Annotated in this window: 24 protein-coding genes, 1 pseudogene and 2 riboswitches; of the genes and pseudogenes, 8 read left to right on the top strand and 17 right to left on the bottom strand. The window is 64.3% G+C overall.

Annotated features, from left to right (window positions below):
• Positions 1 to 34: 34 nt before the first annotated feature.
• From gcvP to THIX_RS09450, 4 genes are all read right to left on the bottom strand, one after another.
• Entirely contained in the window at positions 35 to 2,950 is a 2,916-nt protein-coding gene (gene gcvP / locus THIX_RS09465) for an aminomethyl-transferring glycine dehydrogenase (RefSeq protein WP_112486042.1), read from the bottom strand.
• A 69-nt stretch (positions 2,951 to 3,019) separates the two neighbouring features.
• Complete coding sequence (gene gcvH / locus THIX_RS09460) at positions 3,020 to 3,394, bottom strand: glycine cleavage system protein GcvH (protein WP_112488284.1); 375 nt, start codon at positions 3,392 to 3,394, stop codon at positions 3,020 to 3,022.
• A 75-nt stretch (positions 3,395 to 3,469) separates the two neighbouring features.
• On the bottom strand, positions 3,470 to 4,633 hold the full coding sequence (gene gcvT / locus THIX_RS09455; RefSeq protein ID WP_112486041.1) for a glycine cleavage system aminomethyltransferase GcvT: 1,164 nt from the start codon (positions 4,631 to 4,633) through the stop codon (positions 3,470 to 3,472).
• A gap of 47 nt (positions 4,634 to 4,680) precedes the next feature.
• Positions 4,681 to 4,794: riboswitch (glycine riboswitch) on the bottom strand.
• 4 nt (positions 4,795 to 4,798) lie between these two features.
• A riboswitch (glycine riboswitch) is annotated at positions 4,799 to 4,910 on the bottom strand.
• A 21-nt stretch (positions 4,911 to 4,931) separates the two neighbouring features.
• Positions 4,932 to 5,222, bottom strand: coding sequence for a TIGR04438 family Trp-rich protein (locus tag THIX_RS09450; protein ID WP_233224487.1), 291 nt, complete (start codon positions 5,220 to 5,222; stop codon positions 4,932 to 4,934).
• A 144-nt stretch (positions 5,223 to 5,366) separates the two neighbouring features.
• On the opposite strand from THIX_RS09450, the gene THIX_RS09445 reads away from it, so the two are divergent.
• A complete protein-coding gene (locus THIX_RS09445; protein WP_112486039.1) occupies positions 5,367 to 5,681 on the top strand; it encodes a c-type cytochrome in 315 nt (104 codons plus the stop codon).
• Between the two features lie 91 nt (positions 5,682 to 5,772).
• Here THIX_RS09445 and THIX_RS09440 read toward each other — a convergent pair whose 3' ends face one another.
• Positions 5,773 to 6,960 carry a branched-chain amino acid ABC transporter substrate-binding protein gene (locus THIX_RS09440; protein WP_112486038.1) on the bottom strand — a complete coding sequence of 396 codons (1,188 nt, stop codon included), beginning with the start codon at positions 6,958 to 6,960 and terminating at the stop codon, positions 5,773 to 5,775.
• 712 nt (positions 6,961 to 7,672) lie between these two features.
• Between THIX_RS09440 and THIX_RS09435 the strand changes: the two genes are divergently transcribed.
• The 4 genes from THIX_RS09435 to THIX_RS09420 all read left to right on the top strand — a co-directional run bounded on the left by THIX_RS09435 (position 7,673) and on the right by THIX_RS09420 (position 12,584).
• The gene (locus tag THIX_RS09435) at positions 7,673 to 8,818 is read left to right on the top strand and encodes a branched-chain amino acid ABC transporter substrate-binding protein (protein WP_112486037.1); all 1,146 of its coding nucleotides are present in this window, start codon (positions 7,673 to 7,675) and stop codon (positions 8,816 to 8,818) included.
• A gap of 75 nt (positions 8,819 to 8,893) precedes the next feature.
• Positions 8,894 to 9,676: a class I SAM-dependent methyltransferase gene (locus THIX_RS09430; protein ID WP_112486036.1), complete on the top strand. Its 783-nt coding sequence runs from the start codon at positions 8,894 to 8,896 to the stop codon at positions 9,674 to 9,676.
• Between the two features lie 51 nt (positions 9,677 to 9,727).
• Positions 9,728 to 11,074 carry an MFS transporter gene (locus tag THIX_RS09425; protein WP_158540848.1) on the top strand — a complete coding sequence of 449 codons (1,347 nt, stop codon included), beginning with the start codon at positions 9,728 to 9,730 and terminating at the stop codon, positions 11,072 to 11,074.
• A 109-nt stretch (positions 11,075 to 11,183) separates the two neighbouring features.
• Positions 11,184 to 12,584: an FAD-binding oxidoreductase gene (locus THIX_RS09420; protein WP_112486034.1), complete on the top strand. Its 1,401-nt coding sequence runs from the start codon at positions 11,184 to 11,186 to the stop codon at positions 12,582 to 12,584.
• Between the two features lie 49 nt (positions 12,585 to 12,633).
• Here the strand turns inward: THIX_RS09420 and THIX_RS09415 are convergent, their stop codons facing one another.
• The 8 genes from THIX_RS09415 to THIX_RS09380 form a co-directional block, all read right to left on the bottom strand.
• A complete protein-coding gene (locus tag THIX_RS09415) occupies positions 12,634 to 14,085 on the bottom strand; it encodes a TrbI/VirB10 family protein (RefSeq protein WP_112486033.1) in 1,452 nt (483 codons plus the stop codon).
• A 12-nt stretch (positions 14,086 to 14,097) separates the two neighbouring features.
• Entirely contained in the window at positions 14,098 to 15,099 is a 1,002-nt protein-coding gene (locus tag THIX_RS09410; RefSeq protein ID WP_199195262.1) for a TrbG/VirB9 family P-type conjugative transfer protein, read from the bottom strand.
• Between the two features lie 85 nt (positions 15,100 to 15,184).
• Positions 15,185 to 15,835 carry a type IV secretion system protein gene (locus tag THIX_RS09405; RefSeq protein WP_112486031.1) on the bottom strand — a complete coding sequence of 217 codons (651 nt, stop codon included), beginning with the start codon at positions 15,833 to 15,835 and terminating at the stop codon, positions 15,185 to 15,187.
• A 95-nt stretch (positions 15,836 to 15,930) separates the two neighbouring features.
• The gene (gene trbL / locus THIX_RS09400; protein WP_112486030.1) at positions 15,931 to 17,550 is read right to left on the bottom strand and encodes a P-type conjugative transfer protein TrbL; all 1,620 of its coding nucleotides are present in this window, start codon (positions 17,548 to 17,550) and stop codon (positions 15,931 to 15,933) included.
• Between the two features lie 2 nt (positions 17,551 to 17,552).
• Positions 17,553 to 18,290: a P-type conjugative transfer protein TrbJ gene (gene trbJ, locus THIX_RS09395; RefSeq protein ID WP_112486029.1), complete on the bottom strand. Its 738-nt coding sequence runs from the start codon at positions 18,288 to 18,290 to the stop codon at positions 17,553 to 17,555.
• Positions 18,287 to 20,758 carry a transporter gene (locus THIX_RS09390; protein WP_112486028.1) on the bottom strand — a complete coding sequence of 824 codons (2,472 nt, stop codon included), beginning with the start codon at positions 20,756 to 20,758 and terminating at the stop codon, positions 18,287 to 18,289. Before THIX_RS09390 ends, trbJ begins: the two co-directional genes overlap by 4 nt.
• Positions 20,758 to 21,060, bottom strand: coding sequence for a conjugal transfer protein TrbD (gene trbD, locus THIX_RS09385; RefSeq protein WP_112486027.1), 303 nt, complete (start codon positions 21,058 to 21,060; stop codon positions 20,758 to 20,760). The genes THIX_RS09390 and trbD overlap by 1 nt, the downstream gene beginning before the upstream one ends.
• 51 nt (positions 21,061 to 21,111) lie before the next feature.
• The gene (locus THIX_RS09380; RefSeq protein ID WP_233224486.1) at positions 21,112 to 21,438 is read right to left on the bottom strand and encodes a TrbC/VirB2 family protein; all 327 of its coding nucleotides are present in this window, start codon (positions 21,436 to 21,438) and stop codon (positions 21,112 to 21,114) included.
• Positions 21,439 to 21,575: 137 nt separating this feature from the next.
• Here THIX_RS09380 and THIX_RS24130 point away from each other — a divergent pair, with 137 nt between their 5' ends.
• The 3 genes from THIX_RS24130 to THIX_RS09365 all read left to right on the top strand — a co-directional run bounded on the left by THIX_RS24130 (position 21,576) and on the right by THIX_RS09365 (position 22,909).
• Entirely contained in the window at positions 21,576 to 21,857 is a 282-nt protein-coding gene (locus tag THIX_RS24130; RefSeq protein WP_233224485.1) for a hypothetical protein, read from the top strand.
• Between the two features lie 203 nt (positions 21,858 to 22,060).
• Positions 22,061 to 22,366: a DUF2892 domain-containing protein gene (locus tag THIX_RS09370; RefSeq protein WP_371412889.1), complete on the top strand. Its 306-nt coding sequence runs from the start codon at positions 22,061 to 22,063 to the stop codon at positions 22,364 to 22,366.
• A 3-nt stretch (positions 22,367 to 22,369) separates the two neighbouring features.
• Positions 22,370 to 22,909 (top strand): RNA polymerase sigma factor, encoded by a 540-nt coding sequence (locus tag THIX_RS09365; protein ID WP_112486024.1) that lies wholly within the window; start codon positions 22,370 to 22,372, stop codon positions 22,907 to 22,909.
• 241 nt (positions 22,910 to 23,150) lie between these two features.
• Here the strand turns inward: THIX_RS09365 and THIX_RS09360 are convergent, their stop codons facing one another.
• The 4 genes and pseudogenes from THIX_RS09360 to THIX_RS09345 all read right to left on the bottom strand — a co-directional run bounded on the left by THIX_RS09360 (position 23,151) and on the right by THIX_RS09345 (position 24,331).
• Complete coding sequence (locus THIX_RS09360; RefSeq protein WP_199195261.1) at positions 23,151 to 23,486, bottom strand: cupin domain-containing protein; 336 nt, start codon at positions 23,484 to 23,486, stop codon at positions 23,151 to 23,153.
• Positions 23,483 to 23,680, bottom strand: a pseudogene (locus tag THIX_RS09355) (IS630 family transposase); the annotation flags it as partial. The gene THIX_RS09360 and the pseudogene THIX_RS09355, both read right to left, overlap by 4 nt.
• 38 nt (positions 23,681 to 23,718) lie before the next feature.
• Positions 23,719 to 24,036: a DNA-binding transcriptional regulator gene (locus THIX_RS09350; RefSeq protein ID WP_112486023.1), complete on the bottom strand. Its 318-nt coding sequence runs from the start codon at positions 24,034 to 24,036 to the stop codon at positions 23,719 to 23,721.
• Positions 24,020 to 24,331: a type II toxin-antitoxin system RelE/ParE family toxin gene (locus THIX_RS09345; protein WP_112486022.1), complete on the bottom strand. Its 312-nt coding sequence runs from the start codon at positions 24,329 to 24,331 to the stop codon at positions 24,020 to 24,022. The genes THIX_RS09350 and THIX_RS09345 overlap by 17 nt, the downstream gene beginning before the upstream one ends.
• Positions 24,332 to 24,528: the final 197 nt, after the last annotated feature.

Genomic DNA, 24,528 nt, shown 5'->3' with positions numbered 1-24,528 from the left:
GCGACGCTGACCGCGATGCGGTCCAGCGTCGCCCTCAGCTGACTTCAGCCTCCGTCGCGTCGGCGTAGGCCGACACCGGGATGCAGGCGCACTGCAGATTGCGGTCACCCCAGACATTGTCGATCCGTCCCACCGGCACCCAGTACTTGTGGCTGCGCAGGGCCCGTACCGGGAAAGCCGCTTGCTCGCGGCTGTAGGCATGGGGCCAGTCGGCCCCGAAGGTGGCGGCCGCCGTGAAAGGAGCGGCCTTGAGCGGGTTGTCTTCGCGCGGCAGGGCGCCCTGCTCCACCAGGGCGATTTCACTGCGGATGGCGATCATGGCTTCGACAAAACGGTCGACTTCAGCGAGCGACTCGCTCTCGGTCGGCTCGATCATGAGCGTGCCGGGAACCGGGAAGCTCATGGTCGGCGCGTGGAAGCCGTAGTCCATCAGGCGCTTGGCGACGTCTTCGTTGCTGATGCCGCTGGCGTCTTTCAGGCCGCGCAAATCCAGAATGCATTCATGCGCGACGAAGCCGCTGTCGCCGGTGTAGAGCACCGGGAAATGGGGCGCCAGGCGACGCGCCATGTAGTTGGCGCTGAGGATGGACACGGCGCTGGCCGCAGTCAGTCCGGCCGCGCCCATCATGCGGATATACATCCAGGTGATGGGCAGAACCGAGGCATTGCCAAGGGCCGCGGAACTCACCGCACCCACCGCCTTGCCGGCGTCGCCACTGCTGGCGTGGCCGGGCAGGAAGGGAGCCAGATGCGCGCGTACCGCCACCGGACCGACGCCGGGACCGCCGCCGCCATGCGGGATGCAGAAAGTCTTGTGCAGGTTGAGGTGGGAAACGTCGGCACCGAACTCGGGCGGGCTCGCCAGCCCGACCATGGCGTTCATGTTGGCACCATCCACATAAACCTGGCCGCCATGCTGATGGACGATGTCGCAAATTTCGCGCACGCGCGGCTCGAACACGCCGTGGGTGGATGGATAGGTGATCATGCAGGCCGACAGCCGCGCCGCGTGCTGCTGCGCCTTGGCGCGCAAGTCGTCGAGATCGACGCTGCCTTGCGCGTCGCAAGCCACCACCACCACCTGCATGCCGGCCATTTGTGCCGAAGCCGGGTTGGTGCCGTGGGCCGACGAGGGGATGAGGCAGATGTCGCGCTGCGTCTCGCCACGACTCTCGTGCCAGGCATGGATGGCCAGCAGACCGGCGTACTCGCCCTGCGAGCCCGCATTGGGCTGCAGGCTGACGGCGGCGTAGCCCGTGGCTTGCGACAACCATTGCTCCAGATCTGCGGCGAGGCGCGCATAGCCCCGGGTCTGCTCGGCCGGGGCGAAGGGGTGGATGCTGCCGAACTCGAGCCAGGTGATGGGGATCATCTCACTGGTGGCATTGAGCTTCATGGTGCACGAACCCAGCGGAATCATCGCCCGGTCGAGCGCGATGTCCTTGTCGGCCAAGCGGCGCAGATAGCGCAGCATCTCGGTCTCGCTGTGGTGGCGGCTGAACACCGGGTGGGTGAGGTAGTTGCTGGTGCGGGCAAGCGCCAGCGGGTAACGCGGCGCCACACCCTTGGCATGGGCGGCGAACAGGCTGGCGTCCGGCCGGCTTGCGCCGCGCGCCTGGGCAAAGGCACCCAGCACCTTGAGCAGATCCTCGCGCGTGACGGTTTCGTCGAGCGCAACGCCCACGCGGTCGCTGCCGGCATGGCGCAAGTTGATGCCAGCTTGCTCGGCGGTCGCGTGCACCGCTGCGGTGTGGGCGCCTGTCAAGACCGTGAGGGTGTCGAAGAAGGCCGCATGCTGCAAGCACCAGCCTTGCGCCTGCAGCGCATTGGCCAGGATGACGGTGTAGGCGTGCACCCGCTGGGCGATGCGGCGCAGGCCCTGCGGGCCGTGATAGACGGCGTACATGCTGGCCAGCACGGCGGGCAACACCTGCGCGGTGCAGATATTGCTGGTGGCCTTTTCGCGGCGGATATGTTGCTCGCGGGTTTGCAGCGCCAGGCGGTAGGCCGGCTGGCCGTGGCTGTCCACGCTCACCCCCACGAGCCTGCCGGGCATCTGGCGCTTGAGTCCATCGCGCACCGCCATATAGGCGGCGTGCGGGCCACCGAAGCCCAGCGGCAAGCCGAAGCGCTGGGTGTTGCCGACGGCAATGTCGGCGCCCAATTCACCCGGCGAAGCCAGCAGCGTGAGCGCCAGGATGTCGGCCGCGACGATGACCACGGCGCCCTGCGCCTTGGCCGCGGCGATGAGCGCGCGATGGTCGTGCACGCCGCCATCCACACCGGGATACTGCAGGAGCACGGCGAAATGCGGCACTTGCGCGGCTTGCGTGGCGGGGCCGACCACCACCTCCAGATCGAGCGGGCGCGCACGGGTGCGAATGACTTCCAGCGTCTGCGGCAGCACGTCGTCGGCCACGAACATGCTGCGGCTGGCGCTCTTGCCGCCACGCAGCGCCAGGGTCATGGCCTCGGCCGCGGCGGTGGCTTCGTCGAGCATCGAGGCGTTGGCCACGTCCAGGCCGGTCAGGTCGGTGACCATGGTCTGGAAGTTGATGAGCGCTTCCAGCCGGCCCTGGCTGATTTCCGGCTGATACGGCGTGTAGGCGGTGTACCAGGCCGGGTTCTCCAGCACATTGCGCTGAATCACGCCGGGCATGTGCGCGTTGGCATAACCCTGGCCGATGAAGCTGCGCATCACCCGGTTTTGCGTGGCGATGTGGCGCAACTCGGCCAGCGCAGCCTCCTCGCCCACGGCGGCCGGCAACTCGAACGGCCGGGCGCGGCGGATGTCGGCAGGAATGACTTCGCGCATCAAGGCTTCCAGATCGGGCTGGCCCAGTACGCGCAGCATTTGCGCCTGCTCGGCTTCGCTCGGGCCGATGTGGCGGCGCTGGAAGGCGGCGGCGTCTTCCAGTTCGGTGAGGGTGGGTTCGGTTTGCATCAACATGGTGGAACTCGTCTTGGTCAGCGCCAGCCTCCGGGCCGCAGCATGCGGCAGGCGATGGCAGGGAGGTTTTCAGGCGCCTTGCAACAGTTTGTCGTAGGCGGCCTGGTCCATCAGCGCGTCCAACTGTGCGGGGTCGCTCGGGCGCATCTTGAAAAACCAGCCCGACCCTTGCGGATCGGAATTCGCCATCGAAGGATCGGCCACCAGGGCGTCGTTGCCGGCGGTGATTTCGCCGGACAGCGGCATGTAGACGTCGGCCGCGGCTTTGACCGACTCGACCACGCCAGCCGTGTCTTTCTGCGCAAAGGTCTTGCCGACGGCGGGCAATTCGACGAACACCACATCGCCCAAGGCGTCTTGCGCATGAACGGTGATGCCGACCGTCACGGTGCCGTCGGCTTCGAGGCGAACCCATTCATGGTCGGGGGTGTACTTGATGGTCATGGTGAACTCCGTGTCGGTCAATGTGGACATGAAAAACGATGAGGAAAAAAAGCCGGCGAACTGCAGTGCGCAGGTTCAATTGCGCACATAGCCGTGAGGCGTGAATGGCATGGGGGCAACACGCATGGGCACCTGTTTGCCACGAACCTGCGCGAACAGGGCATTGCCGGGAACGGCCATGGCGCTTTCGACATAGCCCATGGCGACCGGCGCATTGGCCGTGGGGGTGAGGCTGCCGCTGGTGACGCGTCCAAGCTCGCGGCCGCCGGCGTCCACCAGGATGGTGCCCTCGCGCACCGGCACGCGCTCTTCGGCGACGAGCCCGACGCGCTTGCGTGCCACGCGAGCCGGGTCGTCAAGCTGCGCGAGGATGACCTCGGATCCGGGGAACCCGCCGGCGCGCGCCCCGCCTGTGCGGCGCACCTTCTGCATGGCCCATTGCAAGCTGGCCTCCACGGGCGTGGTGGTCTCATCCATGTCATGCCCGTAAAGACACAGCCCGGCTTCCAGGCGCAGGCTGTCGCGCGCGCCCAGGCCCACGGGCCGCACGTCGGGCAGATCGAGCAAGGCGCGGGCCAGCGGCTCGGCATCCCGCTGGCGCACCGAAATTTCGACGCCATCTTCGCCGGTGTAGCCGCTGCGGCTGATGAACACGGGGTGCCTGCAGACGGACGCGGGCAACTCGAACCAGGCAGCGTCCATGAAGCGCAGCTTGGCCACGTCCGGCAGCAGGGTTTGCAGCGCCGCCAGCGCCTTGGGGCCTTGCAGCGCCATCAGCCCCTGGCCAGGCAGTTCTTCAATGCGGCAGCGCGCACCGATGCGCTCGCGCATCCACGCCAAATCCTGGGTCTTGCAGGCGGCGTTGACGATGAGGAAATACTCGCTGTCCTGACCGCTTTCCAGCGGACGGTGGGTCAGCATCAGGTCGTCGCGGATCCCGCCTGCATCGTTGGTGAAATAGCCGTAGCGCTGACGCCCCTGGGGCAAACCTGCCACGTCGATGGGGATGAGGCTTTCGAGCGCCGCTGCCGCATCCGACCCGGAAATGCGCACCTGGCCCATATGCGAGACATCGAACAGACCGGCTGCGGCGCGGGTGTGGAGATGCTCGGCCATGATGCCGCCTGGATACTGCACCGGCATGACATAACCGGCGAACGGCACCATCTTGGCGCCCAGCAACTGGTGCAGCAGGAATAAGGGGGTTTGCAGCAGGACGGGCTCGGTTTGGACAGACACGCAAGGCTCCAATGGGGGCGGAAATCCACCAGGGCATGCCCTGGTGACGACGCCCCGCTGTCCTTGGTACCTGAGAGATTGACCGGGCGCCTCCGGCGCTCGGCTTGCCCCTTCGGTGGACGCCGCACATGCCGCGGGCGCCGCTCTCCAGTGAGGTAACCCGTGAGGGTGTCATCAGTCCTTTTGCCTGAGCGGTACACCCGGCGATCCCGGGTTTACGCCTTCGGCGGCCAAGGCGCCGCGCAACGGCACTTCGACTCTCTCCTGACGACAGCCAAGTTTAGCCCAAGCAAGCGGCTTATTTGCGTGAACGCATGCCCAGGGCCTTGCGTGCCTTTTCGTTGCGTTCCTTCTTGCGCTCGTCCATCCCGCGCATGGCGCGCTTTTGCGAGACGGCGAACATCGGATCGATGATTTCCCACCAGACGAAGACGATGGCCAGCGGGATGGCGATCCACCACCAGGACAGGGTCGCAAAGGGACCGATCGCGGCGAACTTCAGCCCCAGTAGCACGATTGCAACAACCAATACCCACATGACCGTTCTCCATTCATCAAGACCAAAATCAAAATCAGGATCAAAATGCAATCGTTTGCAGCATCATGACACGCAACTCAGCCCACGCGTCGGTTAGCATTCTCGCTGCTGTCGCGCCATTCATGCCGAGCATGTCAACCGCCTGCATGGCGTCGCGTTATAGCGCATAGCTTCGCTCAACCTTGGAGATCTGGAATGAAGAAGATTTTGATTGCTGTCGGTCTGGCTGTCGCCGCCGTGTCCCAAGCCAACGCTGCCGACATGATGGCTCTGGCCAAGGCCAAGAACTGCCTGGCTTGCCACGCTGTCGACAAAAAGCTCGTTGGCCCTTCGTATCAGGACGTGGCCGCCAAGTACGCCGGCAAGCCCGGTGCCGAAGCCACCCTGGTGAATGCCGTGCTGCACGGTGTGTCCGGCGTCTGGGGCCCGGTTCCCATGCCTGCCAACCCCCAAGTGACCCCGGCTGAAGCGAAGGAATTGGTGACCTGGATTCTGAGCATGAAGAAATAATTATTCCCTCGGGAATGATTCTGCAAAACGGGAGTGCGATGCACTCCCGTTTTTTTTGGTGCTTGCTGCAACCACTCAGCAAGCACCGCGACTACTTGCTGAGTGCTGTTTTCCGGCCCTCGGGGAAACTTGAAATCGTGATGGCGGGATCGACAAGTTCACCATCCCGGTTGAAACGAATGTCGGTCTTGGTCACGCCGTCATAATCCAGATGCCGGATGTCATGCCGATAGACCGCTGGATTCGTCGACCCAGCTTTCATCATCGCGTGCGCCAGCACCATGGTGGCGTCGTAGGCATAGGGTGAATACAGTTGGAACGCGTTCGCGCCGAATTGGGCGGTGAAGCGTCGTTGCCAGGCCTCTCCACCAGGCATGCGTGATACCGGAACGCCGCCATCGGCACAAATCACGTCCGAATTCGCCGCTGCACCTGCAAGCCTGGCAAGTTCCGGGGTGCAGATGCCATCGCCCCCCAGCAAGCGCGCCTTGATGCCCATGCCGCGCATTTGCTGCAGCATGGGGCCAGCTTGCGCAGCCATGCCCCCAAAAAAAACCACATCCGGATTCATGGTCTTGATCTTGTCCAGCAGGCTGCTGAAATCCATGACGTCGGCCTGGATGGTTTCGCGCGCTTCGATCTGCAGGCCCACCAGTCGGGCCACGCGTGAAAAGGCGTGGCTCACGCTGATGCCATAGGTGCTGCGATCATCCACGACGACCACGGTCTTGGCCTGCAGGCCCTTCTCGGCATACAGCGCCAGGCCGGCACCAATGGCGTAGTCGTTGGCGATGATGCGGTAGAAGGTATCGAACCCTTGCTGCGCGAGTTTGGGGTCGCTGGATGAGGGCGTGATTTCGGGAATGCCCGCCTTGAAGTAAATCGGCGAAGCCGCCGCCGTGCAACTGGAATCGAGATGGCCAACCACGCCGTTCACATGCGCGGCGACAAACTTCTGCGCCACTTCGGCAGCACGCTTCGGGTCGCCGCGATCATCCTGGGCGTCGAGCACCCACACAACCGGCCGACCGGCGATCGAGATGTGCTGACGGTTCAACGCGTCGATGGCCAGGCGCACGCCGTCGGTGTTGTCCTCGCCATAGGCCGCCTGCGGCCCTGTCAGAGGAGCGGCGCTGCCGATCACCACGGTGACCGGGGGAGCCTCGCTTTGCCCGACGGGCTGACTGGATGCGGCAACAGGAGCCGGCGCGCCTTGAGCCCAGCCCAAAAGACAAGCCCAAACAGCGAGAACGATCGACGAACGGGACGTGAATGTCATGGGGAATCGTGCGAGAGCGGTTGTCCGGCATTGTGCAATGCAAACCTGCCCTGCCACGCACAAACGAAAAAGGCCCAGATCCGTGAAGATCTGAGCCTTGAATTGGTGCGCCCGGCAGGATTCGAACCCACGACCCCTTGGTTCGTAGCCTCTTCATTTCCCAGCAGATTTGTTTCGTAGAACCAACAACTTAGACGCCTCCACTTGTCCCATTCAATCCGTCTAGCCAATTTGTTAAGTCCTTGATTTTCAAACGTAGATCAGGCGTTTATGGGACAACTAAGTGAACTGCCCCGGGCTTCGCAGAGGCTTGTTGCAGGTGATAGTTTTGCCTCCATACGCACATCTCCGGTGCCAAAAGCACCTGATTGCCCACCAATTGTGGGGCACGCCGTCAATAATTTTGCGATGACCCGCTCTATTCGTCGATAGGCCAGACAAATTTTGAGAAATTTTCAATCTATTGCATATTTTAAGATGTAACCGCTGGAATAAATCATGACGGATACCGCCCATCATACTCCAAGGAGTTCAATGAAATGTTCTGCTTGTAACGTTGTTTACTAATGGTCGTTTTTTGGGATCGCGCTTTGCTTACTTGTTAGGTCCCGGGATCGACTGGATCATGCATGTGCACGCTTCGGATGGCCTCCACATCGGAAAACATTTGGCTTGATCCGGTTTCTGTATCCCCAACAGAAGGAGCGAAGTGATGCATGCATTGCAGAGGATGGTGTTCGTTTCATCCCTATTCACGCTGACCCTGGCCGCGGCGCGCGCCGACGAGTTGACTGTGCGCATCGGCACGGCGGGGCCGCTCACCGGGCCGCAGTCGGCGTATGGACAGGACGCTGTCAACGGCGTGATCATGGCGATGAAGACGCTCAATGCGCAGCACGCCGAGATTGACGGCAAGCCGGTGCTGTGGAAGGTCGACACCGAGGATGACCAGGCCGACCCCAAGCAGGCCACCGTGGTGGCGCAGAAGTTCGTCGATGAAAAGGTCAATGGCGTGGTCGGCCATCTGGATTCGGGTTGCACCTACCCGGCCTCGCGCATCTACGACCAGGCCGGCATCCCGGACATCACCCCCTCGTCCACCGATCCGAAAATCGCGCAGCAAGGTTTCAAGACCTTCTTCCGCATGCTGGCCAACGACAACGCCATTGGCGCGGGGTTGGCGCAGTACGCGGCGCACACCCTTCACCTCAAGACCGTGGCTGTGGTCGATGACGGCACCGCCTATGGACAAGGCATCGCCAAGGTCTTTTCCGCAGATGCCAAGAAGGATGGCCTGCGCGTCGTCGACCGCGAACACACCAGCGACCATGCTACCGACTTCAGTGCCATTCTCACCAAGATCAAGGCCGATCATCCGGCGCTGATTTTCTACGGCGGTGCGTACACCCAGGCCGGGCCGATGCTGCGCCAGATGCAGCAGCTCGGCATCAAGAGCCGGTTCATGGGCGGTGACGGCATCTGCACCAGCGAACTGGCCAAGCTCGCGGGCTCGGCCGTCGACGGCACCATCTGCGCCGAAGGCGGCGCGCCGCTGAAGGACATGCCGGGCGGGCCCGCGTGGAAGACGCGCTACGACCAGGAGTTCGGCGCCGGTGCCCTGCAACCCTTCTCGTCCTACGCCTATGACGCCACCATGGTGCTGGCGCACGCCATGATGAAGGCCAAGTCGGCAGATCCCAAGGTCTATCTGCCCTTCATCCGCAACATCGACTACGACGGCGTGACCAAGAAGCGCATCCGCTTCACCGCCACCGGTGAATTGGTGCATCCGGTCATCACCTTATCGCAATTCAAGGGTGGACAGAAAGCGCCGCTGGCGGTGGAGAGCGTGCAATGAAGTGGAGCACGGCCGCAGTTGGATGCGGCTGTTGATCGTTGTTTTCAACCTTTTGTCAATACGGAGGTTATTGCCATGTATGCCGACACCGATGCCGAATTCAGTGGAGAGCGCTCGACGAACTATCAGGACGCCCTGCGTATTTATCCGGAGGCGTGGCATCACGATTTGAGATTGATGCACGACATGCTTCAACCAAGACCGGGAGAATCCATTGTGGAGGTTGGTGCCGGAACAGGTTACTTCAGCCGCGAAATCGCCGGAACGCTCGGATCGAACGGTCGCCTGGACATCGTTGATCCCGCGCCAGAGCAGACGCAAGGGCTTGCCGAGATCCTGTCGCGCAATGTCTGCATCCACCACCAAGCTGCAGAAGATCTGGATCTGGCGTTCAAGGGTTTCGACGCTGTATGGAGCCGCGGGGCCATCCACCATGTCCGCGACAAAACCCGGGCGTTTGAGCGATTCGCCGCGCACACCAAACCCGGTGGGCGGCTGGTGATCACCGACATCTTCGCGGGCACGGCCCTGGCACGTTATTTCGACAGCTTCATCGCCCGCTCCTGCGTGACTGGCCATGAGGTGTCATTTTTGTCCCAAGAGTTCGCCACCACATTATGTGGATTGACGGGATGGGGCCGTCCCGCGTTCTACGACAACACGGCTCGGTGGCGATTTGCGGATTCTCAGCATCTGGGCAAATTTTTGCGTCTGCTGTTTTCAGCCAAGCCGCATTACTCGGACGAGGATTGTCTTAAGGGAGTCCGCGATTTCCTGACAGTGCAGGACATAGACGGGAGTTGCACCTTGCTTTGGCCGATGACCACCCTGGTTGCGCACCGTGCGGCGACGCATTGACTAACCCGCATGTCAAGACGGGAATCCATGCCCGATGCTTCAACACAAGCCGTGCGCGACGCATCCGTGTCGTCGCTCGGCTTATTGCTCGCCGTCTCCCTCGGCCTGTCCATGGTGCAACTCGACATCACCGTGGTCAATGTCGCGCTGCCGGCGATTCATCGCGAGTTGCACACCAGTCTTTCTGGCCTGCAATGGGTGAGCGACGCCTACGCCCTGAGCTTCTCCAGCCTGATGCTCGGCGCGGGCGAACTGGCCGACCTCCATGGGCGCAAGCGCGTCTACACCATCGGCCTGGTGGTGTTCGTGCTGGCCTCGCTGCTGTGCGCCCTTTCCCCGAACCTGGCCTGGCTGAACGCGGCGCGGGTGGCGCAGGGCGTGGGCGCCGCGGCGCTGCTGCCCAACTCTCTGGCCATCCTGCGACAGGCCTTCGTCGATGCGCGGCTGCGGGCGCGGGCCATCGGCCTGTGGGCTGGCATCTCCGGGGTGGCGCTGGTGGCCGGGCCGACGCTGGGCGGGGTGCTGGTGGATGCGCTGGGCTGGCGGGCGATCTTCTGGATCAATCTGCCGGTCGGGCTGGCCGCTTTGCTGCTGACCGCGCGCTCGGTGCGCGAATCCCACGGCGATACCCAGCGGCGGCTGGACGTGACCGGGCAGGCGCTGGCCACTGTTTGTCTTGCCGCCATGCTGTTTGCCTTGATCGAAGGCCATGCGCTGGGCTGGACCGCGCCGCCTATCCTGCTGGCTGGCGGTGCCACAGCGTTGGCCGGCGGACTCTTTGTCTGGTGGGAAGGCCGCGTGGCGCAGCCGCTGATTCCGCTGGCCTTCTTTCGTCGCCCGGCTTTCACCGGGGCCAATGTGGCGGCAGGGCTGATGAACTTCGGGGTCATGGGCATGTTGTTCGCCATGAGCCTGTTCTTTCAGCATGCGCAGGGCTTGTCGGCAGCGCAGGCCGGAGTGCGGCTGAGCCTGATGTTCCTGCCCTTCGTAGCATTGGTGTCTTTTGGCGGGCGGTTGGTGGGGCGGTTCGGCGCGCGCTGGACGGCCGTGGCCGGCCTAGCGCTGATGGGCATCGCCTATCTCGGTCTGACGCGGGTACAGGCGCAGACGCCGTTCAGCGCAATGGCGCCCTGGCTGCTGCTGGCCGGGCTGGGCCTGGTGCCGGCCATGCCGGCCGTGGTGCATGCGGCCATCGGCGCCGTGCCGCCGGAACGCGCGGGCATGGCTTCGGCAGTGAACAACACCGCGCGTCAGGCTGCAGGCGCACTGGGCATCGCCTTGCTCGGCGGCTTTTTGCATCTGCACGCGGGGGGCATGGTTGGCGCGGGCGCGGCGCTGCTGGGGGCGGCGCTGGCCTTGTTGGCAGGGGCGCTCATTGGTGCTTGGACGATACGCTGAGAGTTTCACTCAAGACAAACCGAACGCCATCTGCATCTGTGCTTTGCAGCAGCAGAGCAAGCCGTATGCACAGTGACCACGATCGTCAAAACCGCATTGGGAGTGCCACATGGATGCCAAGACTAAAAGTGAAACAACACAGCTCATCGCCCATTTGAAACAGCTCTTCGGAGATCGATGTGCGCTTGGCCAAGCCATTCGCTATCAGCACGGCAAAGATGTCTCCTTTCATCCGACATGTCCCCCTGATGCCGTCATCTTTGCGCAGTCCACTCAGGAAGTCGCAGCAGTCGTCACACTATGTCATGCATCATCGGTGCCAGTTATCGCATTCGGTACGGGAACGTCATGTGAAGGTGGCGTGGGCGCGATCGCCGGTGGCATCTGCATCGATCTGTCGCAGATGAACACTATCCTGCAGGTCAACACGGCAGACTTCGATTGCCGTGTGCAAGCAGGTGTCACGCGCAAGCAGTTGAATGCCGAATTGCACGGAACCGGGCTTCACTTTCCCATTGACCCGGTGGCAGATGCCTCGCTGGGCGGCATGGCTTCGACGCGTGCATCCGGCACGAACGCCGTGCGCTATGGAACGATGCGAGAGAACGTGATGTCCCTTCAGGTCGTCATGGCTAACGGCGAGGTCATCGAGACTGGAGGGCGCGCCAAGAAATCAGCCGCTGGCTATGATCTGACGCGCCTCTTTACCGGAGCTGAAGGCACGCTGGGAGTGATTACTGAACTGACCCTCAAACTGCACCCGCTCCCCGAAAGCGTGAGCGCCGCGCGATGCGGCTTCCCTAGTCTCAAGGCAGCGATCGAGACGGTGATCCAGGTGATCCAGGCGGGTATACCCATCGGCCGCATCGAGTTTCTGGATGAACTGCAAGTTGCAGCCTGCAATCGGTATTCGAAGCTCGATCTGCCCGAAGTGCCAACGTTGTTTTTCGAGTTCCAGGGGTCGCCTGCGAGCCTTGCGGAGCAAGTCGAGATGGTGGAGATGATCGCGCGTGAACACGGTGGCACAGGTTATACCTCGGCCACGACACCGGAGGCTCGCTCCCAACTCTGGCAGGCACGGCATGATGTGTGGTGGGCGGCGTTGGCCCTACGTCCAGGATGCCAAGGCATACCGACCGATGCATGCGTGCCGATCTCAAAGCTCGGTGATGCCGCGCTTGCAGCTCGGCAGGACGTCCTGGAGTTGGGGCTCACCGCGCCGATGTGTGGTCACGTCGGTGATGGCAATTTCCATCTGTGCATCGTCGTTGATCCCGGCGATGCTGATGAGATGGCCCGCGCAGAGGAACTCAACGCCCGTCTGATGCGCCACGCCATCAGCCTCGGTGGAACCTGTACCGGTGAGCATGGCATTGGGTACGGAAAGCTGGACTTTCTTGAACTGGAACGGGGGCCATCAATGCATGCCATGGTCGCGATCAAGCGCGCCCTGGATCCTCGCAACATCATGAATCCGGGCAAGGTCGTGCGCATCGTGTCTCAGGGGTGACACCGTAGAACGCGCGCGAGCGTCGAGTGTCGATGGGCAGATCGGCCCCTCACCGCCCCCCATACGCCGGCAGGATCATCGTCCGGTTCACCAGCACGTTGAAGGCATAGCCCGGACGGATGGTCAAGGTCGGCTGGATGCTCAGGTTCTTGTTCAACAGATTCGTGCCCACGTTGTCCATCTGCTGCGCCAGGGCCGCGGCCGCCTGCTGACTCGCGGACGGCGTGTTGAGCGCCCCGGCATTCTGCGGCTGGCTCAACTGCGCCCCCACGCCCAGCAGGCTCATCAGCACCGCGCTGCCGAAGATCCGCAGGCCGTGGTTGTCGACCTGGTCGTGGAAGCCGGCCTGCCCTTGCCCGTCCGTACCGGCCATCCCCCGCAGATCGATCATCGCCCCGTCGGGGAAGATCAGCCGATCCCACGCCACCAGCACCCGACTCTGGCCATAGGCTACCGCGCTGCTGTACACACCGACAATGCGCGTGCCTTGGGGAATGACCACAACATCCGGATGCAGGCTGTCGTACACCGTCTGGCGCACCTGGGCCGTGATCGTGCCCGGCAGATCGCTGTCGATGCCGCTCAGCATCACCGCCGGAATCACCGAGCCTGCGAACAGCTCATGGTCGCTGATCGGTGGCTGTGCCACTGCATCCAGATACCCCGCGGACTCCGACGACGCCTGGTGCTCCACGCTGGTCAGGAAGGCCTGATTGCGGTCCTGCGAGTCCTGCGCCTCCGCCGTCTCACCAAGCCCCAAACCCGTGGACCGCTGCAAGGCTGCAAGCGCCTTCTGCACCTGGGGGTCCGCAGCGCCCTGCGGCGTCGCCGCCAGCGCGCTGAGTCGGCGCCAGGCATCCGCGGTCGACGCGCCGTCACCACGCGGCGGCCCGCCGCGCATCATCCCCAGTTCCGCAGCGCTGGTCTGGGCCACCTGCGCACTCTGCGCCGCTAGCACCCGACCTTCCAGGTCCTTGTAATGCTGCGCCGTCAACCACTGGCGGTACTTCTGCGCTGGCGTGAGCTGCGATGCCTGTCCTCCTGCAGGCAGGGCTGCGGCAACCTGGGATGCACCACCGCGCAGGGCAGAGCTCGCACCAGACGCAGGGGCCGTCCCACCTGCATGCCTTCGCGCTGCATCGGCCTGTGCAGCCCGCTGCGCCGCCCGCATCATCGCGTCCACGTCCGGCCGGGTCTGGCCCACCATCGCCCCGGATGCACCATCCACCGCAGCCTTGGGTCGGTTCCCCGCCGTCAGCACACCCAGCAGCATGCCACCTGCAAGTGCCCCACCGCCGATGAAGGCCACCACCTTGAAGTTCTTGCTCAGCCGGGCACCGCCCAGGCGTGGGATCCCTTGGATGCGGATCCCCACCCTGCCCACCCTGCCCGAGCTGCCCTGATTGCCCTTGGCGTCGTGGGTCTGCGCCGCCCCACCATCCACATCCTGGCGGATCAGCGCCTGGTCGACCGAAGTCGGCTCCTGTCCGGCGTCATGCATGCCGCGCTCCGCTCACCGCGCCCAGAATCCGGCGTTGACCGGATCGTGACGGCAACTGACGCTGCGGGCGTTCTTGCCCACGCCCACGACCAGTTTGAACTGTTGGGGCAGGCCGTCGAGGACGAAGTACCCGTGTACCAGGCGGCTGTTCATCAGCGCGGTCTGGCCCCCCGTGGTGTCGAACACGGCCGGGGCATCGGTATCTTGCATCGTGCCGGGCATCTGCAGATAGGTGTGCCCACCACCGGCGAACACCCGCACCGGCTTCAGGTCGGCGTTGTCCAGATCGCTGTGGCCATCATCCGCCTTGCAGCGGAAGTCGAAGTCGAGCTGGGCCGGATCGATGCGCCCCAGTGGAGCGACCACGGCCTGCTTGCGCGCCTCCGTCTTGGCCTGCTCGGCCGCCCTCGCCTCTTGAGCCCGCTGCTGCAGGTGGATCACCAACTGCTGCGGGTCGTAGAAGCCGATCAGCGGCACGTAGTCATGCGGATCACTGACCAGGGTCAGGTAATAAATCCGTCCAACATCGGTGGTCACCACCAGATTGGTCACCAGACCGGCTTGGGTGGGCTTGACCACCACCACGGGGCGGCTTGCGGCATCCGCGGACTGCACCAACCAGCGCACCGAGTCGCCGATCGCAATATTGGTGATGCGCTCGCCCTGCATCAAGTCGATGACGCAGATATGCAGCGGCGCACAGGTCACCGTCGGGCGGCTCTGGCCATAGGGGTACAGCACCTGGCCGTTGGTGCCCACCAGGCTGGCGGCAACACCGGTCCTGAGCCAGTCCTGCGAGGCGTCCTCGGTGGCACGGTGGCTGAGCGGGATCGGTGCCCTGGCCTCGTAGAGTTGCCGGCTGGTGGGGTTGGCAAGGGTCACGGTCTCGTGGACCCGCGTTGCGCCCGACGATGGGGTCGATGCCGGAGCGGCCCCTGATGCCAGCGCTGCAGGCGCGGCCGAGGCGGTCGCGCCCATGCACGTCAGTAGAGCGAGGATGCGAAGAACCTTCATGGGCTCGTCCTTGGGTTGAGGGGCAAGACATCCGATGACCCCTGAGCTGGCGTTGACGCCAGGAGATGGGCTGTGGTGTTGCCGTTCATGCAGCACCGCCCACCACGGGCGTCCAGGACAGGCTCTTGACGAAGATCCCCAGTGGGTTGTCCAGCATCACCTGGGGACTGTCCGTGAGTTTGGGGTCGATGCCGGTGGTGATGTTGGCCCTCCAGTGCTGGGCCGGCTGCACCGCACCGCCCTGGCTGCGCACCTCGTTCCAGCCCACCTGCCAGGTGTTGCCGCTCACCGGCAGCACGCTGGTGATGGTGACGTTGACCGTGAAGTCGCCGAAGGGTGGGTGCTGGCGGTAGTAGCGGTTGAGGGCGCTGGCGGCATCGCTGCCGGCCATGGCGTAGACCCGGGCGATCAGGGTTTTCTGGGCAGCGGGGTCGGGGATGACGCTGCGGGCGTTCCACACCCAGTTGGCGAGCTGGGCTTCGAGGATGCGCTGGTCGACGGCGCCGCCCGTGACGGGCTGCGCCATGGCCACCGGGTTGCCCATCGTGTCGAGGGCCACCACGTAGGGCCGGATCTTGGACTGGGCGCCGACGAAGGTGATGCCGACCACGGCGACCGCGGCCACCGCCAGACTGGCGAAGGCCGCCAGGCGCCAGGTCCGGGCCCGCGCGAGCGCATCGCCATAGCGTTCGTCCCACTCGCGCCGGGCGTTCAGGTAAGGGTTGGCATCAGTCATGGGCTCTCCGGGGCTCATCCCCGCAACACGGGGCCTGTCCTTAATGGCGGCTGAGGAAACGCCGACCTGTCATCCGGCTGGGCGCGACCGAAGGGCTAATCCGGATGGACCAGACGAATGGTCAGCCCGCCGGCATTCCCGTCATGCCCGGTGACATGCTGCAGCGCTCTGCCGGCGGCGTTGTCCTGGATCTGTCCCATGCGCGCAGCAAGCCGGTCCAGGCTCGATGACGCGCCAGCCTGCGCACGATCTCCCGCAGCGCCTGCGCCTGCGGTCGGCGCGCCCACCGTATCGGCGTTGCCGCTTGCGGGAGGTACCAGATCCGAGGTGCGCGATGCCGTGGCCTGCGCGCCTGAGCCCTGGTCCGCCCCCACTTGCTGCGGGTTGGTCGACTGCGGTGGATCCATGGGCGGGTTGCTAAACGTTTGCGCGTTGGCCATGCTGGACGGCAAGGCCGGAATGGCTGCGCGCGGGGTTTGCGCGGGCCCTGCGTTCCATGCTGCCGTGGAGCCCCCACCGCTGGGATTCCCACGTGCAAGGTCTGCAGCCCCCTGCCCTGCAGCCCCGGTCATACTGCCCAGCGCCGCCAGCCTGTCCATGCCACCGACCGATCCCACGGCACCTGGCGTGCCCGCAGTCCCTCCATCTCCCACTCCTCCGCCTCCCACACCTCCCCCACCCACCCCGAGCGGCAGCCCGCCACCAGCCGAGCCCTGGGTCAGTGTGGCCAGCCTGGCCAGTCCCCCCGTAGCCGCAGCCCCGGCTGCAATGACTCCGGCGGAGATCCCGGCCATCGGCGCGGCCATGTTGCCCAAGCTCATGCTCGGCGTGCCGTTCATGAAGCTGCCGGCAAGCCCCGGCACGTTCCAGGCCACGCCGCCGAACACCAGGGCCGAGAGCCCGATGTCGAGCAGATTGGACAGGGGCGGCACACCATGGGCATCGAGCCTGGCCTTGAGCAGGGCCAGTTCCTGGGCGGTGAGCGTGGTGCCGAAACCGACGATCAAGTAAACCACGAGCAGCTTGACCCCGACGCTCACCGCATAGCCGAAGTACTTCTCGCCCCAGTTCGCGGTCCAGCGCGAGCCCATGAAGCCGAGCATGACGGCGCCTCCCCCCAGCACGATATAGCTCTCGATCAAGGTCATGAGGAACTGCAGGGCGATCAGGGCATAGGCGATCACGACGATGAAACCGGTCAGACCCACGACGATGTCGGCCAGCAGGGCCTGGCCGATTTCGGTAAGGCCGTACTGGGCGTTGCTCACCGCCGTGATGATCCGGGTGGCGAGGTTGACGCCCTGATCGAACACGCCGCTTGGGGTCAGGGGTGGGGTGCCGCTGATGGTCTGGCCCATGGTGGTGAAGCTCTGGATGACGAGGGGCATCCAGGTCGACGCCTCGAGCATCAGGGTGTAGAAGAAGGCCAGCGCCGAGACCTTGAACAGCACCGCCACCATGAAGTCGCTCAGGTCGTTCTTCTGCAAGGTGTACTGCGCCCCCGACCAGACGAGCTCGAACACCGCAAGCGCCGCGAAGATCGTCTTGGCATAACCTTCGGCGATGCGCATCCAGCCGGTGGAGGCAGCCTGCATGCTGCTCTGGATGGTGTCGAGCACCCCTGCGGCATGGGCAGACGGGCTGCTCACCATCACGGCGAGCAGGAGCAGGCAAGAGCCGAACTGCAGGCCGGTTGCCACGCGGATGACCTTCATCCTCAACCCCCAGGCGTGTAGTTCGCGTTGCCGTCGAGCCAGTCCTGCTGCACGTTGCGGTCGTGCTGGCGGGTGTTGACCTGAGTGCCGATGAAGTTGAGCATCGCCTGGTTGCCGGCCTGGATGTCGGACTGCAGGCTTTGCAACTGGTTGAGCATGAGTCCGGAGATCTGGTTGCCGGCCTGCAGCACCTGCATGCGCCCGGCGGCCGATAGGCTGGCCTCCTGGACCTCCTGCAGGGCCGATTGCGTGGTCTGGAAGTTCGTCGCATTCAGGTCGTACTGCTGCAAGACGCCGGCGATCTGGTTGTTGAGATTGCCGGTCCACTGCTGCAGACTTGCCGCATAGTTGCTCAACACGGCGTTCGGCGCGCCGTACTGCGCCTGCACCGCGGCGACGGTGTTCTGCGCGGCATAGCTCAAGCCCTGCGCGTGGCCGACGAGTTGCACCATCTGTTGCAGCGGGGCACTCGCGCTGGCCCACATCTGCATCGGCAGGCTCGTCAGGTTGCGCGCCTGGTTCATCACCATCTGGATCTGCTGGGTGAGCTGATCGGCCTGGGCCACATACTGCTCCACCAGGGTGATCTCCTGCACGATCTGCTCGGGGAAGGTGGCCCCGGCGATCAAGCCCGTGGCGTGGGCCGGGGACGTGGTGATGGCTGTGGTGATGGCTACGCTGGCCACCACGTTCGCGACCCGAGCAGCAAGGCAACGGATGCGAGGCTTCCTGGTGTTCATCGATATGACTCCCAGTGTTGGGCGGCCTGGTGCTGGCCGCGTTCGCGCAGCCACTGGGCAGGCCAGGCATCGCCCAGCTGGCTTCGCAGTGCGCGGATGCGGGCGAGGTCTTCCTTGCCGGAGACGCCGACGAAGGCCAGTTCAGGGTCGGACAGGCCGAGTTCGAACAACCGGCGGCCGTCCGGGTGCATGACGTAGTACTGGCGCTTGGGCGTGGCCAGCGCGAGGATCTCGATCTGCCTGCGGTTCAGACCGATGCCCTCATAAGCAGGCCGCACGTTCTCGGTCTGGGCTTCGGGGTTGGGCAGCAGGATCTTGGTCGGACAGGACTCGACGATCACGTCGGCAATGCCCGACTGGGTCAGGTCGCTCAGCGACTGGGTGGCGAACACCACTGCGGTATTGACCTTGCGCAACACTTTCAGCCACTCGCGGATCTTGGCCTTGAACACCGGGTGGCCGAGCAGGATCCAGGCCTCGTCGAGCACCAGCAGCGTGGGCTGGCCCGCCAGGCGCTGCTCGATGCGATGGAACAGATAGCTCAGCACCGGCAGCACCAGCTTGTCGCCCTTGTGCAGGAGGTGTTCCATCTCGAACACCTGGAACGGGTCCTCGGCCAGACCGTCGACCTCGGCATCCAGCAGGTGTCCGGCCATGCCGCGCAGGGTGTAGGCCTGCAGGGCGTCGCGCAGGGTCTGGTCCTGCACCAAGGCCAGGAGGTGCGTCAGCGTGCGCTGGCGCTGCTGGTCGGTGGACTGACCCAGTTGCACCACGGCACGGTAGATCTCCTGGCGGTGCTGCGGCAGGATGGTGAGGCCCTGCAGCTCGCAGAGCTGCTCCAGCCATTCGGCGGCCCAGACCTGCTCGCCGGGTTCATGCACCCGGCCCAACGGGCAGAAGGCCAGATCGTCATGCTCACCGCCGATGTCGTCATGCCGGCCGCCCGCGCCCCAGCACAGCGGCAGCAGGGAATAGCCCTTGTCGAAGGCGAACACCTGCGCTTTGGGGTAACGGAAGTGCTGCGCCACCAGGGTGGCCAGCAGGGTGGATTTGCCCGACCCGGTGGGGCCAAGGATGACGGTGTGGCCGACGTCGCCGGCGTGCAGGGTGAGCCGGAACGGCGTGGCGCCGTCGGTCTTGGCGTACAGCAATGGGGGGCTGTCCGGCGGATAGAAGGGACAGGGGTTCTTGTCGGGTCCTGCCCACACGGCGGTGAACGGCAGCAGGTGCGCCAGGTTCAGGGTGTGGATCAGGGGGCGGCGCACATTGGCTGCGGTGTTGCCCGGCATGCTGCCGAGGTAGGCCTCCACCGCATTGACCTCCTCGATGCGGGCGCCAAAGCCCTGGTTCTCGATCCACTTGGCCACCTCCCGCACCATCTCGTCCAGGATCTCGGCATCCTCATGCGCCAGCAGCAGCACACTGGTGAAGTAGCCATAGCGCACCATGCCGCTGGAGGCCTCGGCCAGGGCCTGCACGGCGTCGGCCGCCATGCGGTCGGCATCGGCATTGATGTGGGTGGCCTGGCCGCCGGCGTTCTCGCGCAGCAGGTTGAGCATGCTCTTGCGCTTCATCGCCCACTTGCTGCGGTAGCGGTTCAGTACCGTCTCGGCCTGGCCGGGATCCAGGGCGATGAAGCGGTTGCTCCAGCGGTAGGACAGCGGCAGGCGGGAGAGGACGTCGAGGATGCCGGGGAAGCTGTACGAAGGCAGTCCGGTCGTTCCGCCCGCCGCCTGGCCCACCGCGATGCAGGCCAGATGTCGGCGCCCGACGCGGGGCACGAAGCCGGTGGCGAAGTCATGGTGGCCCAAGATGGCGTCCAGATACATCGGCACCTCGGGCATGACGACCGCGCGGCGGGCCGGGGAGAGACTGACGCATTGCTCCAGGTGGGCCAGCAGCGGGCTGCTCACCGTCCCGCTGCGTGCATCGACCCGGTCGGTGAGGCGCCGAATGTGCAGCAGGCTGGAGAGCCGGCCTTCGAGTTCGCGGATCTGCTCCTGGAAGCGTTCCAGGTTGCGACTGGCCGTGGCCTTGATGCGGCCATCGACGAACAGGTCGGCAGCCCGGCTGGCAGCGTCCGGCATCGGGAACCAGGTGACGGTGAGCACGTAGCGGCTGGCATAGCCCACCGCCGTACCCTCGTGCGCGGCACGGCGCAGATCGTCGATCAACCGGGTGGTGCGATCGGGGAAGGCGCCCTGGGGCGCATAGCCTGGTGCTGGCGCGCGCACGGCGTCGCAGTGGAGCACCCAGCCATCCCCCAGCTTGAGGGCGGCATTGAGGCGCGCGGCCATCGCCCTGAGTTCCTCGGGCGTGGCGGAATCGAGGTCGGGGCCGCGGTAGTCCCAGGCGGCGAGGAAGGCGCCAGCCTTGGTCAGCACGATGCCGTCGTCGACCAGAGCGGCCCAGGGCAGCAGGTCGGGCAGACCGTAGGCGGTGGTGCGGAACTCCTTGAGGGCCAGCATCAGCGGATCTCCCTGGGCTTGGCGAAGGGGGTGGCCTGCGCCGGGTAGTGGCGGCGGTACTTGAGCGCACGCAGCCCAGTCTTGGAGAGTTGCTCGTCGTAGCGGGCGACACGGGTCAGGGCCCACTGACCCACCACCCAGAGGGTGATGCCGATGGCCGCGGCCCAGAGCTTGGCCAGGGAGACGATGAACACCCCGGCGATGACGCCCAGCATCAGCACCAGGGTGCGCTCGCCGCCCAGCATCAGGATGGGGCGGTTGAGCGCGTCGTGCAGCGGGGTCTTGGTGTCGTCGGTGAGCATGGGGGTGGGGTGGATGGATGGGTCGGATGGGTTTGCAGGGTGGACGGGTGTTCACATCACCATCGCGCCGGACAGGCCGAGTGCCGTCAGGAATTTGTTGCCCAGCACGATGAAGGCCACTCCCAGCACCACGTACAGGGCTTTCTTGGCGATGCCGCCGAGTTCCTCGCCGAACACCAGGGCGGCGCCGGCGGCGAGGAAGGCGATCAGGCTGATGCCGGTGGCCACCGGGCCGGTCAGGTCGTTGGTGAGGGTCGAGACGGCGCTGTCCCAGGGCAGGCCGCCGGCGCCGGTGGCGAAGGCGTCGGTCAGCGTGGCGGCGAATACGGCGGCGGCCAAGGCCAGGCGTCGGGCGGCCCGGGTGCGGAGTGGGTGCAAGTGGCGTTTCATCGGTGCGTCCTTGGGGAGTCGAGAGCCTGGGTTGCGATGCAGCCCGTAGCCTTAATCCAGGCGGAGGAAACACGCCGCTCGACGGCGTCGCATCGTCCTCCAATCGGAGATGCAGGCTCCGTTTTTTGACCGTGCCCGAGCATGTCGCCGTGCAACTGGGCTTCGACACGACCGAGGTGTCCGCCCGGGCGGATGTGCTGGCAGACAGTTCTCGCAAGCTGGTGCCGATAATCAGCCGCTTGCGGGTGCGTTTGGGGAATCGGTTCGGTGACCTCTCGGCCCCGGCTCAGGGTGACGAGGACGAGGCATCAATCGTCCAATTCGGCCGCCACGACATCATCCCCAGCGTCTGCGGCGACCCCTCCGGTTATCTGGTCGCCAGCAAGGGCGAAGGCAACGTGGCCTAGATCAAATGGGCCAATCGGGCCATCTTCCTGCCGGACAAGAACGGCAAGCCATAGCTCAATGACAACGACTTTTGGGACATCGTCAGCGGCGTCGTTGCCTTCAAGGGCCTCAAGGGCGCAGGTACTCTGCACATCAAGACCGCCAACCCGACCGACCGCATCTTCATCATCGACGGCAATTTGGCGCCCGCCCAGCCCTGAACATGTCTATTTCATATTCTGCGAACCGTTTTGGCGTGTTGGCCTCTCTTCGTTTCCGAGGGCCGTCCTCAAACGCCAACCTTTCCAAGGAGATCGATATGTTCTATGTTAAAAATGTCCCCACTTGGGAGCGTGTCCTTCGCGTCGTCATGGGCCTGATGGCCTTGGGTTTCGCCGCCATTCATTGGGGCGGCTCGCCCGTCGCGATCGGGGCTGGTGTCATGGGCGCTGTGCTTTCCATGACCGGACTCTTCGGCTTTTGCCCGATGTGCGCCATGGTCGGCCGCAAGCTCGACAAGGGTGCCTGAGCGATGGGGGACAGCGGAATCGAACGCGACAGCCTGGTCCTCGCCGCACAGACTGGCGACCCTGCCGCCATCGGGCGCCTGCTGGCTCTGTGCCAGGCCGACGCCCGCCGCTATGCCCGCAAGCATTGCCAGGTCAGCGATGTGGACGACGCCGTCCAGGAGTCCCTCTTGGCCATCTCACGCAAGGTCAAGGGTCTCAAAGCCACCGCTGCCTTCTCGTCTTGGCTGTTCACGGTCATCAAGCGTGAATGCCGCAAGCTTGAGCGGGCGATGTTCCGCCATGACGCTCTTGGCGAAGACATGGAAGAGCAGTTGTTGGCCAAGAAGAGCGACCACGATTTGCGGATCGACTTGGCCGCCGCCCTCGAGTCGTTGCCGGCCCATTACCTCGAAGTCGTGCTGCTGCGCGACTTCGAGGAGCTCGCCATCGCCGAGATCGCCGAGCGGCTCGGCGAACAAGCCGGAGCCGTCAAGAGCCGGCTGCACCGGGCCCGCGAACTCGTGCGCGAATACATGCTCGGCCCCGACGCTTCCAAGCATTGAACACCGGTCGGGCGCACCGCAAAATACAGGCACCACGAGAGAAACTGCACCGATAACACATTGGCGGCGCCATGAAGGACAAGGGGCATGGGAAACAGGTCTACCAAACCAAGCCCGCCGAATCGGTGAACTGGCTTCAGGAGCATGGACAGGTCCCCGCCACCGGCCGTTCGAGGCCTCAAAACGCAACCCGCGCCGAATCACGGCGCTGGCGATTCTCTTTTGATGTTTAGCGCCTACCTCACACATACGGTGTGCCATCTCTGTGGACCAACTTCCACTTTCCCTCAACGAGCAAGGCCTTGAGGTCGTCATCGGGATAGCTTCCTTCGTCTCCGGGTGTTCTGTCGCCAACTTCGAGGTACACAACGTCCTCCGTGGTTTCGTTGACCAGGCGGTGTCCGTTGCCTGTGCCCGCCTTGAAACCTGCGCACATTCCAGGAGAGAGCTGGGTTCGGCCTTCATCGGTATGGAGTGTTGGCCACCCCTGCAAAACATAGACAAACTCATCTTGCTTGGTATGGGCATGACGAAGGGCCGAAACTGCGTTATTGATCCGGCACGATGAAGTCATCATGCGGCGTACTTGACGAGGTGGTCCTGGAAGTAAGGCATGACCCGCTCGGGGTTGGCTTGGATGAAGGTCATGTGCTCGCTCGCAGCGGCGTGGAGCTTGGCCTTGGTTCGCACCGGCACCTTCGTGCCGATCGCATGCTTGAGGTCGGCGTTGAGCCGTTCGTCGGGATTGAGCTCCGGGCTGTAACTGGGCAGTTGTCATAAAACCAGACACATTGAGCCATCTGTCCAGTCTACGTTTTGGCTGCCACAGCAAGCAGCGCCTTGGGATTTGTACGCGCGATAGTGAGCAAGGTACGCGCCGCCCCACTGGGTTGCTTGCGGCCTTGTTCCCAGCCTTGCAGGGTGCGAACTGAGACGCCGAGCAGTGCGGCAAACTGGGATTGAGACAAACCCGTGCGTTGGCGGGCTTCAGCGGCCGGCGAGATCACGACCTGTGTTTCCCCCGCCTTCATTTGGCGCACCGATTCCAGCAACTCGGCAGCCAGGTCACGGGTGGCCTCATAGGCCCTGAGTTGCGCATCCGAGAGCGGTTTAGCTTTCGAGGGCATGGCGAATCTCCTTCAATTTGGCACCGGTGATGTTGTCGGTCTTGCCCTTTGCGTACAGCGTCAGAAGAACCACTTCCTCCTCGGCTGCGCGTGTGAAGTAGATGACACGTACACCACTGGATTTTCCTGAACCTGCCCGACGCCAGCGAACTTTGCGAATGCCACCGGACTCGGGCACCACGTCCCCGGCGTTCGGATACTGGGCAAGATGAGCAGCAAACTCGCCGCGTTCCTCCTCGCTCCAGTACAGAGGCCATTGTTTCTGGAACAGGAGGGTCTCGATCACCGTGAACATCTGTAAACTATACGCCCAAGGAGCATGTTCGTCGAGGCCGTTGCGAAACGGTCAGACACGCGCGGCGGGTCGCATCCACATCCAGGAAAGAAGACAAAAGGGACCGATGTGTCCCGATTCGGAGATGCTGGTCAGGTTCCCCCAGAAGGAAAACGGCGGCCGACGGTGCTGAGAAACTGGATCAAACGTTGCAGCCA

Origin of the sequence: Thiomonas sp. X19, from assembly GCF_900089495.1 — a bacterium.
Lineage (GTDB): Bacteria > Pseudomonadota > Gammaproteobacteria > Burkholderiales > Burkholderiaceae_C > Thiomonas_A.
This window is presented reverse-complemented; position numbering and strand designations above follow the sequence as displayed.

Excerpts from the sequence above, each read along its gene's own strand:
- gcvP (WP_112486042.1), bottom strand. The coding sequence starts at position 2,950 with ATGTTGATGCAAACCGAACCCACCCTCACCGAACTGGAAGACGCCGCC.
- gcvH (WP_112488284.1), bottom strand. The coding sequence starts at position 3,394 with ATGACCATCAAGTACACCCCCGACCATGAATGGGTTCGCCTCGAAGCC.
- THIX_RS09445 (WP_112486039.1), top strand. The coding sequence starts at position 5,367 with ATGAAGAAGATTTTGATTGCTGTCGGTCTGGCTGTCGCCGCCGTGTCC.
- THIX_RS09440 (WP_112486038.1), bottom strand. The coding sequence starts at position 6,960 with ATGACATTCACGTCCCGTTCGTCGATCGTTCTCGCTGTTTGGGCTTGT.
- THIX_RS09435 (WP_112486037.1), top strand. The coding sequence starts at position 7,673 with ATGCATGCATTGCAGAGGATGGTGTTCGTTTCATCCCTATTCACGCTG.
- THIX_RS09430 (WP_112486036.1), top strand. The coding sequence starts at position 8,894 with ATGTATGCCGACACCGATGCCGAATTCAGTGGAGAGCGCTCGACGAAC.
- THIX_RS09420 (WP_112486034.1), top strand. The coding sequence starts at position 11,184 with ATGGATGCCAAGACTAAAAGTGAAACAACACAGCTCATCGCCCATTTG.
- THIX_RS09415 (WP_112486033.1), bottom strand. The coding sequence starts at position 14,085 with ATGCATGACGCCGGACAGGAGCCGACTTCGGTCGACCAGGCGCTGATC.
- THIX_RS09410 (WP_199195262.1), bottom strand. The coding sequence starts at position 15,099 with ATGAAGGTTCTTCGCATCCTCGCTCTACTGACGTGCATGGGCGCGACC.
- THIX_RS09405 (WP_112486031.1), bottom strand. The coding sequence starts at position 15,835 with ATGACTGATGCCAACCCTTACCTGAACGCCCGGCGCGAGTGGGACGAA.
- trbL (WP_112486030.1), bottom strand. The coding sequence starts at position 17,550 with ATGAAGGTCATCCGCGTGGCAACCGGCCTGCAGTTCGGCTCTTGCCTG.
- trbJ (WP_112486029.1), bottom strand. The coding sequence starts at position 18,290 with ATGAACACCAGGAAGCCTCGCATCCGTTGCCTTGCTGCTCGGGTCGCG.
- THIX_RS09390 (WP_112486028.1), bottom strand. The coding sequence starts at position 20,758 with ATGCTGGCCCTCAAGGAGTTCCGCACCACCGCCTACGGTCTGCCCGAC.
- trbD (WP_112486027.1), bottom strand. The coding sequence starts at position 21,060 with ATGCTCACCGACGACACCAAGACCCCGCTGCACGACGCGCTCAACCGC.
- THIX_RS09370 (WP_371412889.1), top strand. The coding sequence starts at position 22,061 with ATGTCTATTTCATATTCTGCGAACCGTTTTGGCGTGTTGGCCTCTCTT.
- THIX_RS09365 (WP_112486024.1), top strand. The coding sequence starts at position 22,370 with ATGGGGGACAGCGGAATCGAACGCGACAGCCTGGTCCTCGCCGCACAG.
- THIX_RS09360 (WP_199195261.1), bottom strand. The coding sequence starts at position 23,486 with ATGATGACTTCATCGTGCCGGATCAATAACGCAGTTTCGGCCCTTCGT.
- THIX_RS09350 (WP_112486023.1), bottom strand. The coding sequence starts at position 24,036 with ATGCCCTCGAAAGCTAAACCGCTCTCGGATGCGCAACTCAGGGCCTAT.
- THIX_RS09345 (WP_112486022.1), bottom strand. The coding sequence starts at position 24,331 with ATGTTCACGGTGATCGAGACCCTCCTGTTCCAGAAACAATGGCCTCTG.